The following is a 15,558-nucleotide window of genomic DNA, read 5'->3' as shown; positions in this document are numbered from 1 at the left end:
TCATATCATTTTTTTGTAAGACTAGGGTATAAAAAAGTTACTTATGTCGTATTGATGATAATGATGCATATTTGAAAATAGGAGTGACGTTAGCTATGACAACTGATCCTAACTACTTAACTGCTGCCCACAAAGCCGAGCAACGAATTAATCGCATATTGAATCCGGATCATCCCCTTTGCCGAGAGGATGTCGTATGGATGCTTGAATATATTAAAAAAAAGGTGGCTGACAGAGATCCAGCATTAATGGATCTCTCGCAGCCACGTTTAATACAAAACTTTCATTCCTTCTCCGAAGCAACAATGTCTTTAATCCACCGCAGACATCATTCCCACCAAGAGGCAGATCGACTGCGTACCTGGTTAAAGGAAGCGGCCTTCGGTCTTTATTAATACACTTCAGATGAATTGGGCTGATTCGATAACGTAATTTTCAATTACGATTGCATCCAGTTAAAGTGGAAGCTTCCTTCTTTGTCCAAGCGTTTGAAAGTATGAGCACCGAAATAGTCACGTTGAGCTTGAAGCAGGTTCGCAGGCAAACGCTCCGTACGGTAGCTGTCGAAATAGGCAATCGCGCTTGAGAAAGCAGGTACCGGCACACCGTTCGTTACTGCTAGTGCGATAACTTCACGCCAAGCGCCTTGGTAGGACTCAACAATGTTTTGGAAATAAGGATCTAGCAATAGGTTGCGTAGGTTGCCATCGCGATCGTATGCGTCTTTGATGTTTTGCAGGAAGCGTGCACGGATAATACAGCCGCCGCGGAAAATCATCGCGATTTCACCGTAGTTAAGATCCCAGTTAAATTCCTCGGATGCCGCGCGCATTTGAGCAAAGCCTTGTGCGTACGAGCAAATTTTACTTGCAAACAGCGCTTTGCGCACAGCTTCAATGAACGCCGCTCTGTCGCCTTGGTAAGGAGCTTTAGCTGGACCGCTAAGCACTTTGCTTGCTGCGACACGCTCTTCTTTCATTGCGGACAAGAAGCGTGTAAATACGGATTCTGTAATAATAGAAAGCGGTACTCCAAGATCCAAGGAGCTTTGGCTTGTCCACTTTCCAGTACCCTTTTGACCCGCGGAATCAAGGATAACGTCAACCATCGGCTTGCCTGTCTCAGGATCATATTTCGAGAAGATGTCTCTCGTAATTTCGATCAAGTAGCTGTCCAGCTCGCCTTTGTTCCACTCAGCGAAAATTTCGTGAAGCTCTTCAACGCTAACATCCAACACGTTTTTCAGAAGGTCATACGCTTCACAAATAAGCTGCATATCGCCATACTCGATTCCGTTATGTACCATTTTTACATAGTGACCGGCACCGTCTGGTCCGATGTATGTACAGCAAGCATCATCGCCAACTTTAGCGGAAATAGCAGTAAGGATTGGCTCTACTAGCTCATAAGCGGATTTTTGGCCGCCTGGCATGATCGAAGGACCTTTCAAAGCGCCTTCTTCACCACCGGAAACGCCAGTTCCGATAAAGCGGAAGCCTTTCGCTTCTAAATCTTTGCTGCGGCGCACGGTATCAGGGAAATATGCGTTACCGCCATCTATGATGATGTCGCCTTCAGCCAAATGAGGAACAAGGGAATCAATTGTAGCGTCTGTTCCAGCTCCAGCTTGAACCATAATCAAGATTTTGCGCGGAACTTCAAGCGATTGAACGAATTCTTCGATCGTGTAAGTTGGCACAAGATTTTTTCCTGCTGCTTCTTGGATAAGGTCATCCGTTTTCTCGCGAGAACGGTTAAATACCGAAACCGTGAAGCCTCTGCTTTCAATATTAAGGGCAAGGTTTTTACCCATTACTGCCAATCCGATAACACCGATTTGTTGTTTTGACATCTGGTTCTTCCATCCTTCATCTTCTATTTTGGGTCATAATAGTTTCATTTTACTCTTTTTGCAACGAGAAGAAAACTGTTTGCAGGGAAAATGTCGAATTAGGCACATTAGTTTTTTTGACCACTTTAGAAAGTTTACCTTATATTACGCCAAATTGCCAAAACAAAACGTTTAGCATATTCAAGTCTACGACGAGTCAAACAACATAAAAACGATCAAAAGCTGCTTACTAGCTCACAGCATGTGATCGCTTCTTATGTCTCATATGGGGGAAAACATTCATCATTAGAGCTCCAGTTGCAGCATTTCTGTGCGTAGTGTGGCGAGACGTTCCTTCGATTCCGTAACCGCTTCCTCAATTCCAGCTTGAAGTGCGTCAAACAGCATCGACAGCTCATAATCTAGTTCATAACGTAATACGACAGCGCGTTCCTCCGCGCGTTTCGATTGAAAAGCTTTAATCATCTCCTCAATTGTAACGAAAGGCTTCTTCTGATAAATAATCCGATGTTCCATACCGGACACCTCCACAAGTCGTATAATCTCACCGAACATAATACTCTCAATGACGATTTGACGATCTTTAATGCGCTTCACAACCGCATGTCCACGTGTGTCATTAATCAGCTTTTCAAGCAATTCCGACAGCTTCTCATCCTTAATAATATAATCGCCTACAATTTTGTAACGGTTCTTCATGCGTTGGAATCGAAGTTTGACAAGCTTACGACCCGTACGAATGGATACTAGAAACTGTCCGTCCGTCTCGCTCCAATACAAGGAGTACCCTTCCTGAATAAGATCACGGATGAGATTTTGGATTTGCCGGCGGTCAAATCGCAGCTCCAAATTGCAATATTCCACTTCGTGGCTCTTGTTCACGGCAATCCCTCCCTTACTTCAGTATAGTTGACGAAAAATTCTGATAATTTGTTCTTACGTTTATCTTATACTCCATCCTATGTTATGGCAACTTGGATTATTGACTAATTTTATGGATTAAATCAATGAAACTTAAAAAAAGGCATAAGCCCTCCTACTGAGCAGGATGGCTTATGCCCTATATTATTTATTATTCCACCTACAGCAGCGGAATTTAAAGCTTAGACGCAATAGAAATGGCTTCCTCCAGAGGGTAAGCTTGTGACTGTGGTTCGTTTCTCCATTTCAACTCCACAATTCCGTCCGCTGCTTGCTTTCCTACGACTATGCGCAGCGGTATGCCAATAAGATCAGAATCTTTAAATTTCACCCCAGGACGTTCATCGCGATCATCGAGCAGCGCTTCAATGCCGGCGTCGCTTAGTCGTGTTGATAAACGAGCAGCTAAATCCATCATGACTGGATCCTTTACGGAAATAGGAACAATATGAACATGGTAGGGAGCAATTGTAGCAGGCCATATGATTCCATTGCTATCAGAATGCTGTTCAAGCACCGCTGAGAGCAAACGAGACACACCAATCCCATAACAGCCCATAATGAAAGGCTGTTCTTTACCCGCAGCATCCAAGAAACGCGCATGTAATACTTCACTGTATTTCGTCCCAAGCTTAAACACATGTCCAACTTCAATTCCACGATTAAAGATTAATTGGCCTTGCTCACAGCGAGGGCACTTATCTCCAACAACCGCATTTCTGTAATCGCCCGCTTCAGCCATCTTAAAATGAACACCTGGCTGTACATTTCCGAAATGGTAGTCTTTCTCATTAGCTCCTGCTATACCCGTATCCATATTCAATACCGCATAGTCGACATAAATTGGAATCGTAAGTCCCACTGGTCCAGCAAAGCCCACCGGCGCTCCAGTTACCTGCTCCGTCGTTTCATGATCAGCTAATTCAAGCTGTTCAACAGCAAGCGCATTTTTAAGCTTGATTTCATTCCCTTCATGGTCTCCGCGTAATATGACAGCTATTGGCTTTCCATCTGCCATATAAATTAATGTCTTCATAAACCGCGATGCATCAAAGCCAAGTGCTTGAACAAGCTGTTCAATTTTTTTGCTATCCGGCGTATGAAGCCTCTCAAGTTCAACCTGTGGCAACAACCGCTCATCTGCTGCCTGCTGCAGGGCACCATATTCGGCCTTCTCTAAATTAGCCGCGTAATCACAACAATTACATGATGCTATTGTATCCTCGCCGATATCCGCCAGTGCCATAAATTCATGTGTGCCGCCCTCGCCGCCAATAGACCCTGCGTCCGCTTCCACGGCACGATAATTAAGACCGCATCTCGTGAAAATTCGGTTGTATGCATCGTACATGCTATTGTAGCTGCGATCTAAGCCTTCCCAGTCCGCATCGAAAGAATAGGCATCCTTCATTAGAAATTCCCTGCCGCGAAGCAAGCCGTAGCGTGGGCGCTTCTCGTCGCGGAATTTCGTTTGTATTTGATAAAGGGTGATAGGCAGCTGACGATAGGAATTGACTTCACCCCGTACTAAGGAAGTAATGACCTCCTCATGAGTAGGTCCTAGCGCAAACTCCCGTTCATGGCGATCCCGCAGACGAATAAGCTCAGGACCGTATACCTCGTAACGACCGGATTGCTGCCACAGCTCTGCCGGCTGCATTGCAGGCATTAATAGTTCTTGACCGCCTGCACGATCCATTTCCTCGCGAACTATTTGTTCAAGCTTTCTAAGCACTCGTCTTCCTAACGGCAAATAAGTGTATATTCCTGCAGCAACTTGTCTAATTAAACCCGCGCGCAGCATAAGCTGATGGCTCGAAGCCTCTGCTTCAGATGGAGCCTCGCGTAATGTAGGCATTAATAATTGGCTTTGTCTCATTTTATCGTCCTCCAAATAAGTATGTTGCTGTGAAAATACAAAAAAACGCATTCGTAAGGGACGAATGCGTTCGTGGTACCACCCTAATATAGCTGTAAAAAAATACAGACAGCTCTCAAAAAATAACGGAATACTGATTCCGGCAGAAGATGCTGAAAATGGCGCATCGCTGCAGCTCACAAGATAGGGATATTCAATCGTTCATAGAAGCCTTACAGCCTGGGGCTTCCTCTCTGCCAGGAACGTGTGTTGAATATTATGGCCTTGGTCAACGCTGTTGTTATGTTATTAACTTTTTGACAAATTTACAATACAATGTTCATTGAAGTCAAGCACTATCTTGTTAAGCAGCTAGAAAGCCGATTAACTTCTTTGATTAGGTTTAAGCACCACAGAACCAAAGGCTATCGTAACGGCTGCAAATAACATTAAAATAAATAATGGAAGACTGATATCACTCATGCTGCCGCCTCCGCCTAGACAATCAATTGCTCCAATTGTCCATTTCTGAGGAGTGAAGTTAGCTAGCTTTTGCATGAAATCAGGAAGCAAGGTTAGTGGGAAAAAGCAGCCGCTGATCATGCAGGTCGGTGTAATAATAATATTATTGATTTGGGACAGCTGCGTGCTGTTCCTCACCAGCCCAGCAAATGCAGACGCGAGCCCCACTGCGGCGAACAAGAAACATTCAATGACAAGCAGCATCTCCCCGAAAGAAACGCCTGGGGAATATCCGAACACATAATAAGTCAAACTCAACACAATAACCACTTGAAGAGTGCCTACAAGCACGCTTCCCAGAAAATTACCAAAGGCAATATCTATAGAGCGAAGCGGCGCGGTAAACATTCTAGCCATCGTACGCTGCTCGCGATCCTCCATAACAAATCCAATCGATTGACTGCAAAGCATCATGACAAACATGAGTATGAGTCCCACCATCATCGGATTCGAGACGATAGTGCCAAGCTTCATACCGATATTTTCTGCGATCGCTTTGGGTTTCATTTGAGAATCTAGCAGCATTTTGAGCTTACTAAGATCAGTATCACTTGCTCCTGAGCTATTAATTAACTTCACAGAAGAAGAAAGCTTATTAGCTTCCGTTACAAGCATCGTAGCTAGTGACACGTTCCACAGCTGCTCATTCATCCGATACATAGTTGCTTTGGGCTGTAAACCTTCTATCATTTTGTCGGTAAAATTAGCCGGGATATAAACAGAAGCATCCGCCTTCCCATCCATTACAGCGTCCTTCAACGACTTCTCCGAAGCAAGCGTATCTATGCGCACATCATATAGCGGTTCAGCTTCTAAAGATTTTGCAAGATAACCGCCAAGTATTCCTGTGTCATTATTACCTAGAACAATAACGGCCCTTTGACCTTCTAAACTTGCAAACAATCCTGCCATTATTGACAATATTATCGCGGGAATCATAACGTTCATGAGAAGTCCTCGCCGTGTGCCCATCGTTCTGCGAATAATGTTTGCCGCAATATGCAAGCTAGGCATGATTTTTCACCACCTTGGGAAGTCGTATGACCGCAAATGTAGAAAGAATGACTGCGATACATGCAAGTATACCGATACTGTTCCAAATCGTTAATGCGTCTGCTTCATTCATAATGCCTCTCAAACCTAGATTCGCCCAATGATTTATCGTCCATTTATTTGCGCCTCCAACCATATTTTCAATTCCAGGCATCATTCCGCCGCTTATAAAGGTCATACTGAAAGCAAAGATTGTAAATATGGTTTGCATCGTTTTTCTCGTTCTGGCGTAGGATGCGATAATAATGGAAAGTCCCGCTCCAGCAGATGTTGTTAGTAGACAGATAAGTGCAATCCAGTCAAAATGACCTCCCCAATCGACTCCATAAACATACTTAGTGAACGAAATGATAATAACGGATTGCAAAGCGGCAAGCATCACGCCACCGACGATAATACCGAATACGACAGCACTAAAAGAGGTCGGTATCGTATACAACCGTTGCAGCGTTCCGTTGCTTTTCTGATCCAAAAGCGCGATTGCAGCTGACATTCCTCCATATAATAGAAACATGATCAAGAGGGCAACTGAGTAATATTGTATAGCGGATGTCTCCCCAAACACCTTGTCTTTTCCCGATCCAAGCGTGCCCACGGTAACAGCGGATGAATCAGCAGCTTGATCCATTTCTGTTGCACCGGCCTGTTCTATGCCAAGTGTCGCAATAGCAGCTAGCTGCAGGTTAACATTGGCCAAAAAGCTGTTCACTGCTGCCTCTACCGCCAAATTTTTCTCTTCGTAGCGCCCGGAGTAGGTGTTCCATTTTGCAGCTTCTCCCTTAATTAGCTTAGCTGAGAAATCGGCAGGGACGAAGACACCGTAATCCGCGATCCCTTCACGCACAGAATCTTGAACTTCCTGCTGGGAGTTTGCATCAACAAGTGTGATGTATGTCTTCATCCTGTCATCGCTCCAAAAAGCATCCATGCTTGCTCGCAGATCACCTTGATCGGCCATAAATACCGCTACTTTAGCAGGCTTGAGCTCAGAGTTAAACGCGCTGCCGAGCAATAAGATCAGCAGTAAAGGCAACACAATCAAAATCATCAAAACCGAACGCATACGACTATATTTCAGCACTTCATAATAAGCGGTAATCAACCATTCTCGCATATTTGTTACCTCCTATTCATCACGTAAAGTGCGTCCGGTCATTTGCAAAAATAACGATTCCAAGTCCGGCTCAACACGCGTCAGCTTACGCAGTGTGATCCCATGCTTTTGAATGATAAACAGGAGATCCTGCAGAATGGATGGCGATTCCTTCACGGTAACTTCAACGAGCTTGCCATTATCCACCTCTTCTACCTGCTTAACGCCCGGGTGCTCCTTCATCTCAGTCAAGGCAGCTTCGTATCTGCGATCCACTTCAAACACTAGCTTCTCCGCTTGCCCTGCCTGACGCTTCAATTCTTCCTTCGTCCCGCAGGCAATCAGCTTTCCTTGATCGAGTATGCCGATTCTGGAGCAAATGGAGTCCACCTCTTCCATGTAGTGGCTTGTGTAAATAACGGTCGAACCAAGCCTGTTCAGCTCTCTGACTGACTCTAAAATATGATTTCTTGACTGCGGATCAATACCTACCGTTGGTTCATCCATAATAATGAGCTTCGGTCGATGCATAATGGCGCAAGCAATATTTAGCCGTCTTTTCATACCGCCAGAGAAGGTGGACGGTCTATCCCTCGCCTTTTCCAGCAATCCGACGAACTGCAGCGCCTCATCCACTCTTTCCTTCAGCAGCTTACCTCGAAGACCGTATAATTTCGCAAAAAAAGTAACGTTTTCTCGCGCTGTCAGCGTTTCATAAATAGCAAGCTCCTGCGGCACAAGACCGATTCTCCGCTTCACCTCAAGCGGCTGCTTGCGAATGGAATAGCCATCCACCGTTATGTCGCCAGCGCTCGGTTCAAGCAAGCCCGACAGCATGTTAATAGTAGTGCTTTTACCAGCGCCATTGGGCCCTAGCAGCCCGAATATTTCACCCTCGCCAATATTAAAAGTTAGATGATTTACCGTTAAAGTCGAATCATATTTTTTTACAACCTCACGAAATGTTACGAGACTCATATTTGTTCATCCTTCCGGTTCGTTGTTTGATTATAAACCAATTGTATTGCATTTATTTCCTTTCAACAGGTCTACAAAGTCACCTTCTGAATATGACAAAAGTCACCTCTTGAAAATTAACAGCTACATGAACGTTAGATGAAAAGGCACTTATCCAGTCGTTCGTCTCTATCAGATTATGCTATAATGAAGCAAATTCAGTTACGGGAGTTTGTCTGTATGAATATACTGCTTTACCGGATTAGAGTCTTGCTGGTAATAGTACCTGCTATTTTAAGTATCCAAAATGTTGAACCTGGTTCGTACGCCATATATATAACATTTGTACTGCTTGCTCTACTGATCATTAAAGCTGAAATCTTCTTCCCCCGTTCAATTAATATTTTGTTAGTATTAGAGCTGATTGGCTTTTCATGGCTATCGGCAACATTTGGTGGGATCCTCTTTCTACTCCCGTTTTCTACATTAATTGCTGTTTTCCGAACAAAACCTGCGCCATTAATCAGCACAGCTTGGACCTCAGCCGGTTTCACTTTATTATTAATAGGCATATTGGATAGAGAAAATGAATTGATCATGGCAGTTCTAGTGCTTTGGACAGCTAATGCAGTAATTCTATATACGGTTAATCAGTTTGAGGACAAACACCATCAGGTAGAAGAACTATATGAGGCATTAGCTTTAAGCCATGAGGAGCTGGAAGCGACTAGACGCAGAGTATTTGAGCATGCCTCGCAAATCGAACACTACGCCCAAGCTGAGGAACGAAATCGGATCGCCAAAGATATTCATGACGATTTGGGTCATCGGCTCATCCGCGTGAAGATGATGTCCGAAGCGGCGATTCACATATTTGATAGCGATGTGAATCGGGCTCGCGGTATTGTGGAGCAAATGCGTGACCAGCTGCAAGATAGTATGGAACGGATGCGCATCACGGTCCGAAAGCTTATTGCGCCGGATGAAGGTGAAGCCCGCCGCTACGCGTTAGATCGGATCGTCGCAGAATCCGCAGAGGCGCTCGGCATTGCGATTAGCTTTCAGGTCCATGGAATGCCTCGCCCTCTATATCCGAGCATGGAGCTTATTTTGTTCAAAAATGCGCAAGAAGCGATAACGAATGCCGTACGTCATGGACAAGCATCGGCTGTAATGGTCGATCTTGAATTTCTAAAGGACAGCATCGCTTTAAAAATATCCAATAACGGCGCTCTTCCTAAAGAGCCGATTGAAGCAGGTCTTGGTATGCGAGGCATGCGGGAGAGGATATCTCTCATTGGCGGCAAGCTTGAATGGCAGCGATCGGACCGTTTTACTATAACGACCATCCTTCCGTTGCTTGGTGAATAGGTTTTGTGTCGAGGCTTTAGAATGGGGGAATCGAGAGTTATGATTCAAGTCTTAGTAGTTGATGATGATCCTTTTATCCGAGAAAGCATGCAGGTTATTTTGGACTTAGACCAGGATTTACATGTAGCCGGAATCTGCAAGGATGGCAAAGAGGCAGCAGAATTCGTGCAGCAAAACCAGGTCGATGTTGTCCTTATGGATATTCGAATGCCTGGCTGCGATGGGGTTGAAGGTACTAAATTGATAAGGTCGCTCGATCATCCACCTGCCGTTTTAATATTAACGACTTTTGATGACGATGAATACATCGCACAGGCGATACGTAATGGCGCGAATGGCTATCTGCTCAAAAATGTACCGCCAAGCCGCATTATAAACGGCATTAAAACGGTGTACGAAGGTTCAATGCTCATACATCCTGATATCGCCCGCAAGCTTGCCGGCATGTTAGAAACACCAAGTGGAGGTTCTGTCCATTTACCCCCTCTCTCCTCATCAAGCGGCTTTGAACATTCGAGCAGCATGATTCCTGGACTTACACAAGCTGAAAGTCAAATTGTACGTCATATCGCTGATGGTCAATCCAATAAAGAGATTGCAGCTTCATTACATTTAAGTGAAGGCACCATTAAAAATTATATTACAGAAATACTAGGCAAGCTCGAGCTTCGAGACCGGACTCAAATCGCAATTTTTTATTTAAAACTCATTCATCGATGAATGGACTGGAGAGATTATATCTATGACAACAGTGACGACTTCACCCGGATTAACCGGTTTTACACAAGCGGACTTTGACGTGTTTCAATTAGAGGGTCTTGAAGAGCGAATGGCTGGCATTCAAGGGCTTATACAGCCTAAATTCCGCGCAATTGGAGAGCAGCTAAGCGCTGATGTTGCCGTTCACGCTGGAAATGAAATGTTTTTGCATGTTGCTAGACATGCAAGACGCAAAGTAAATCCGCCAAAGGATACTTGGCTTGCCATTTGCAGCAACAAACGAGGCTATAAATCACATCCGCATTTTCAGCTTGGATTATTTGACGACCATTTGTTTTTGTGGCTTGCGCTTATCTATGAAGTGCCAAATAAAAAAAATATTGCTGCAGCCTTTTTGGATCAAATTAATCAGGTTATCGCGACAGTTCCACATGACTATGTAGTCTCACTCGATCATATGAAAAAAGAATCTATCCCAGTTAACAGCATGACCAAACAGGATTGGACCGATGCTCTCACTCGCTTCCGCGATGTACAAAAAGCGGAGCTGCTGATTGGCCGTCATGTGCCGGCGGGAGATGCTCTCCTTCAAGATGGCGACGCGCTTCTCCAATTCGCTTCCACCACCTACGAGAAGCTAATGCCGCTCTATCGAATGGCAAATTTATAAAACAATAATAAAACAGAGAAGAGGTTATTCGAGTAGACAGTGATGCGATGAATTATGATAAGAGGCAAAATATGACTCCCAATAAGCAAACCGAGCCTCCGCAGTGAATCCAGAGGCTCGGTTTTATTTGATTAATCTGTAATCGAGAAAAGTTGACTCTTTTCCATGCCCCTACTAAGATATGAAGCTTTTACGCTTGAAGGTTGCCTAATTATCACTCGCCTTGACTAACTGAACATCATCAATGTAGACGACTTCTCCACTTGAAAAACCTATTAGCTCCAGTCCAATCATCAAGTTACGAACTGGCGTCCCGTTGAAGGCTTCTGGGATTTCTCCCTCCCATTTTAGCTGCTTCCACGTTCCCCTGCTTTCGGAGGCGTTCACAACTTCACTCGAGAATATGCCCAAATAGTAGTTGTTTCCATCCGGAATTAAATTTCCATTAGCATCCTTGCTATACACAAACAGCTTAACCGTCCCTTTCGTCTGCGAATGTTCCGGTGTAAAGATATAGGCCGTAAATGCGTAGCGCCCGTACTGCTGCAACTCCACGGTAACATTAGGCCAAGACAGATTCATGCCGACAGCCTTTAAGCTGAAGCTGCCGGTTCTCTGTTGCTCGCTGCTTCGCAGCAGAGCTGATCCCGGCTCCTGCGGCTCGGAAGTATACACCCATGGCAAGGCTTGCTCGCCTGTACTATAGCCGAATTCAAAAGATGGATTAGTGTTGATTGGTGCGCCTGAATCCGCATTGATGATCACGCTTCCGCTATCCGCCGGCGTTTGGTTTTTGTACACGACCCGATATGAGAAGCTCTGCTGAACAGCGGCTGCAGATACAGCCGGAACCGTTAATGAAGCCGTCCTTGTCGCCGCATTCCACGTCACGGCGCTTGGCTGCATCTCGACAGTTGCCACACCGTTAATGATCATTCGAAGGGTGAAATCGGATGCGACCGGCGGCACGCCGGGAGTTTTATTCAGCACCGCCTGCACCGTCCCATTCGACGCAACTAGATTCGAAATAACAATGTCATCCTGAGGAGGAGACAATTCGAATAGCTCAAAATCATCCACATAAACCCAGCCGGGGCCAAGATCGTTATAAATCACAAGCGTCGCATGAGAGAATTGGACAGGTGCCACAGTATGGACGACATACTGCTCATAATCATTTGTGTCTACCGTTACGTAATCGCCCAATAATCCAACGCCAGGAACATCCCAATAATTGATGCCGATCAAGTTTTTCTTCCCTGCCGATCCTGCGATTTTCCCATGAAATTTCAAAACATACGTCTTCCCTGGCTCTAGAGACAGGCTCTGCTCCCGGCTGCTTATGTTGACGCCAAGCGCCTTATCGCCGGAATGCGAATCGTCTGTCAGCTCTGCCAATGTGTTTCCGAAGAAGATATCCCAATCCTTCAGCCCTTCTTCAAATCCCGGGTTCTTGACGATATTCGAACCCGAAATATTGGCATCGGCTAGGGTCAGCATGAGCCGTGCCTTGCTTTTGATAGCAGCCAGCGGGGCATTCTGGGCCAAATCCTCCAGCCGTATATGAGCAGCTCCCCCGGCACCTTCCTGCTTCAGGTAAGCCACAATGGCATCGGTCTCTTCGCTTGTTATTCCAGACCAAACGCGGCCATATCCGCCAAGGGTATTGCCGTAAGCTATCGGCCCCCAAGGATGCTGTTTGACGGGATCGTCGGAGAATTGCTTAATCAGCTCCAGGCGCTTATCCGCCAGCGTCATCTGCTCGACTACCGACTGAATGAGCGACAGCGCCTCCGTCTCGTTGCCAGGCTGCGGAATTGCCGTATTTCGCGGGTAGCTGAGAGCGGACGCTTCGTAATATTCGAACATGTGCAGAAGGTCATTCGCCCGCTTCTTCTGCTTCGGCGTCTGTGCCTTGGTTGCAACAGCTTCCAGCAGGCGCCGGCTTTCGGCTATAGCGGCTTTCGAAACCTCCAGCATGTACGTATCATCGAATAGAGGTAAATAATTCATTCTCGGCAGTGAAGTCTTCCATCTTCTATACCAATCGCTGTCGAATATGTTGTCCTCCCAGAAATTTTCCCAGATGTCGTAATAGGCCCGCAATTCCGGCGCAGCAGCGGAACCGACCGCGCGTTCGTACCATTCGTCCAATAGATCGTCGACGTCTTGATTCGGGTTCCATTGCAGCTTGGTGGCCAGCCACGGCTTGGGTCCTTCTCCGAAATTAATAACGGACTCGCTGTAATAAGCTTTCACTCCATTTGCCTTGGCAAACTTATAATTTTCGGCCATGTTATGAAAATTGGTGCGCGGGACCATGTAAGGAGTGCCCCAGAAGTACTCATAGAAGGCAACTGTCGCTCCGGTATCCCTCCAGCCTTGCGTCAAGCTCCTTCCCTTGTCGCCCATCTCCGGATCATTCCAGGACAATCGCTCATCCGTGATATAGACAATAACACGAGGATCGATCTGCATCCCTGCCGGCGGATCGTAAAGATTAAAGTAAGCGAGCGTTCCCAGCTTCTTATCGGGATATTTCGCGAAGACTCCCGCCGCCACTTCATTCACCCAATTGAAGTAAATCTGGGACATATCCACCATGCCGATCGAATTGATTTTATTCGGATAATTCGGATGGGACGGGTTCGCCTCGCAAAATTTGACCGTGTCGTTCATGCTGAGCGAATAAGAGCCCGCCTCCGGATGAGCGGCAAAATAGGCCTTGATATTCGTAACCGCTTCGTCCACGATACCTTCCGCAGTGAAACATGGCTGCCATCCATTGGTCGGATTATGCGGATCCTCCAAGTCTGCCCCCGGCGGATAAAACTCCGGATGCGAGTCTTTATATTTAGAAGGAGGGAATAAATCATACAAATTATGACCGAACTGAGGAAAGTCACCCATCCGATTATTTCTTCTCCATGCATCTCTCACAGGCGTATTCGAAATGTAACCGTCGGACGTGCGAGAGAAAAATGCCGGTTCATCGCGCACATTATCGTTCGCAGGTATGGATAAGCTCGTGCTCTGAGGCACATCCTCCCAAGCATCGCCAGGCATAAGCCACCGCACGCCCACATAGCGCTCCAGAAACTCGCTGACGCCGAATTCGGTTCCCCACGAGGTAGGCCCTGCGATCGTAATACGATTGTTCTTCTGATGGATGACAAAGCCATCCCCGACCATGCCGGTAAGCAGGTCCGCCTGCTCTTGTTCCGTCAGCCACTCTTTGCCTATATAGATTTGCGTCTGTGGGGCGGTATTGGAATCGTTCAATGACCCCTGCTTCTTCGCTGACAGGCTTCCCACAGCCGGCTGCCCAGCGTGATCAGTAACTTTTCTTTCGTTATTCCCTTGCACAAATTGAGCGTCGTCAATATAGACGATCTCGCCTGACTCAAAGTTTAACAACTCCACCCCAATCTGCACGCGGCTTACTGGTTTTCCGTTGATTTCTTCTGGGAGCTCCCCCTTCAATATCAGTTGCTTCCATGCTCCTCCGCTTTCAGAAGCAATTACAAACTCGCTTTTGAATATACCAGAATAATACCCATTCCCATCTGGGAACAAGTTCCCCTCTGCATCTAGACTATACAAGTATAACCTGAGCTTTCCTCCGGTCTGAGAAGCTTTCGGCGTATAAAAGTATGCCGTAAATTCGAAATCGCCGTGCTGCGTCAACGCAATATCCTCATTAAGCCAAGCTAAACCGATGCCGCTAGCCTTTAAACTATGGCTCCCGCTTCTCGCTTGCTCGTTGCTTCGCAGCATCACCGTGCTTGCGTTCCGACCTTCATACCAATATCTCCAAGGTTTGGCATCCTCCTCTCCTGCATAACCGATGTCAAAAGAGGCGTTTAAATTTACCGGCGCTTGCGCATCCGCTTCTATGATCACATTTGCACTGTCCAATGAAGCTCTATTTTGGTACGCAACCCGGTAAGAGACGCTTTGCTGGACTGCCGCCGCAGCTATGGACGGCACCGTTAACTTCGCTGTTTTCTTCGCAGCATCCCACGTTACGGAGTCCGGGCGTACTGTCAAAGTCGCAACTCCATTAACGAAAGGAATGACAGTAAAATCCTCCAGGGTCGGAGCTGCTACAGGTTTATTGTAAAACGTAACATGAACGACGCCATTCTCCGCCGTTATTTTGTCAGATTTGGAATCATCGACAAGTAAAGTCAGCTCAGCGCCCGTCGATTTTTTCACATATTCAATCAGCCTGCGCGCCGCCTTCTTCGTCTGTTCATCCGCACTTCCAGAGACGATGACGGTTGCCGCCGGATTACCATCCTTCACAATCGCCAGCTCTTCCGGTTCCGTTGGCGGTGTTGGTGTTGGTGTTGGTGTTGGTGTTGGTGTTGGTGTTGGTGTTGGTGTTGGTGTTGGTGTTGGTGTTGGTGTTGGTGTTGGTGTTGGTGTTGGTGTTGGTGTTGGTGTTGGTGTTGGTGTTGGTGTTGGTGTTGGTGTTGGTGTTGGTGTTGGTGTTGGTGTTGGTGTTGGTGTTGGTGTTGGTGTTGGTGTTGGTGTTG

At 46.2% G+C, this 15,558-nt stretch carries 11 protein-coding genes; 4 read left to right on the top strand and 7 right to left on the bottom strand.

The window, feature by feature from the left end; all coding sequences use genetic code 11:
* Positions 1–95 precede the first annotated feature (95 nt).
* Complete coding sequence (locus AC0YN7_RS24745; RefSeq protein WP_475812697.1) at positions 96–395, top strand: hypothetical protein; 300 nt, start codon at positions 96–98, stop codon at positions 393–395.
* A gap of 44 nt (positions 396–439) precedes the next feature.
* Here the strand turns inward: AC0YN7_RS24745 and gndA are convergent, their stop codons facing one another.
* The 6 genes from gndA to AC0YN7_RS24715 all read right to left on the bottom strand — a co-directional run bounded on the left by gndA (position 440) and on the right by AC0YN7_RS24715 (position 8,277).
* On the bottom strand, positions 440–1,852 hold the full coding sequence (gene gndA / locus AC0YN7_RS24740; RefSeq protein ID WP_475812696.1) for an NADP-dependent phosphogluconate dehydrogenase: 1,413 nt from the start codon (positions 1,850–1,852) through the stop codon (positions 440–442).
* Between the two features lie 285 nt (positions 1,853–2,137).
* Positions 2,138–2,734, bottom strand: coding sequence for a hypothetical protein (locus AC0YN7_RS24735; RefSeq protein ID WP_475812695.1), 597 nt, complete (start codon positions 2,732–2,734; stop codon positions 2,138–2,140).
* Positions 2,735–2,948: 214 nt separating this feature from the next.
* A complete protein-coding gene (locus AC0YN7_RS24730; protein WP_475812694.1) occupies positions 2,949–4,652 on the bottom strand; it encodes a proline--tRNA ligase in 1,704 nt (567 codons plus the stop codon).
* A 363-nt stretch (positions 4,653–5,015) separates the two neighbouring features.
* Positions 5,016–6,167: an ABC transporter permease gene (locus AC0YN7_RS24725; protein ID WP_475812693.1), complete on the bottom strand. Its 1,152-nt coding sequence runs from the start codon at positions 6,165–6,167 to the stop codon at positions 5,016–5,018.
* Positions 6,160–7,320 carry an ABC transporter permease gene (locus AC0YN7_RS24720; protein ID WP_475812692.1) on the bottom strand — a complete coding sequence of 387 codons (1,161 nt, stop codon included), beginning with the start codon at positions 7,318–7,320 and terminating at the stop codon, positions 6,160–6,162. Before AC0YN7_RS24720 ends, AC0YN7_RS24725 begins: the two co-directional genes overlap by 8 nt.
* 12 nt (positions 7,321–7,332) lie before the next feature.
* A complete protein-coding gene (locus AC0YN7_RS24715) occupies positions 7,333–8,277 on the bottom strand; it encodes an ABC transporter ATP-binding protein (protein ID WP_475812691.1) in 945 nt (314 codons plus the stop codon).
* A 219-nt stretch (positions 8,278–8,496) separates the two neighbouring features.
* Here AC0YN7_RS24715 and AC0YN7_RS24710 point away from each other — a divergent pair, with 219 nt between their 5' ends.
* From AC0YN7_RS24710 to AC0YN7_RS24700, 3 genes are read left to right on the top strand one after another with little or no spacing between them, the layout of a single operon-like run.
* Positions 8,497–9,627 (top strand): sensor histidine kinase, encoded by a 1,131-nt coding sequence (locus AC0YN7_RS24710; RefSeq protein ID WP_475812690.1) that lies wholly within the window; start codon positions 8,497–8,499, stop codon positions 9,625–9,627.
* A 39-nt stretch (positions 9,628–9,666) separates the two neighbouring features.
* Positions 9,667–10,347 (top strand): response regulator transcription factor, encoded by a 681-nt coding sequence (locus AC0YN7_RS24705; protein ID WP_475812689.1) that lies wholly within the window; start codon positions 9,667–9,669, stop codon positions 10,345–10,347.
* A gap of 22 nt (positions 10,348–10,369) precedes the next feature.
* On the top strand, positions 10,370–11,017 hold the full coding sequence (locus AC0YN7_RS24700) for a DUF1054 domain-containing protein (RefSeq protein WP_475812688.1): 648 nt from the start codon (positions 10,370–10,372) through the stop codon (positions 11,015–11,017).
* A gap of 207 nt (positions 11,018–11,224) precedes the next feature.
* Here AC0YN7_RS24700 and AC0YN7_RS24695 read toward each other — a convergent pair.
* Positions 11,225–15,558 (bottom strand): DUF4838 domain-containing protein (locus tag AC0YN7_RS24695; RefSeq protein ID WP_475812687.1); only part of this gene is annotated, 4,334 nt, incomplete at its 5' end.

Source organism: Paenibacillus sp. J31R122, assembly GCF_056269185.1.
The sequence above is the reverse complement of the archived record's forward strand: the minus strand, read 5'-3'. Positions and strand labels throughout refer to the sequence as shown.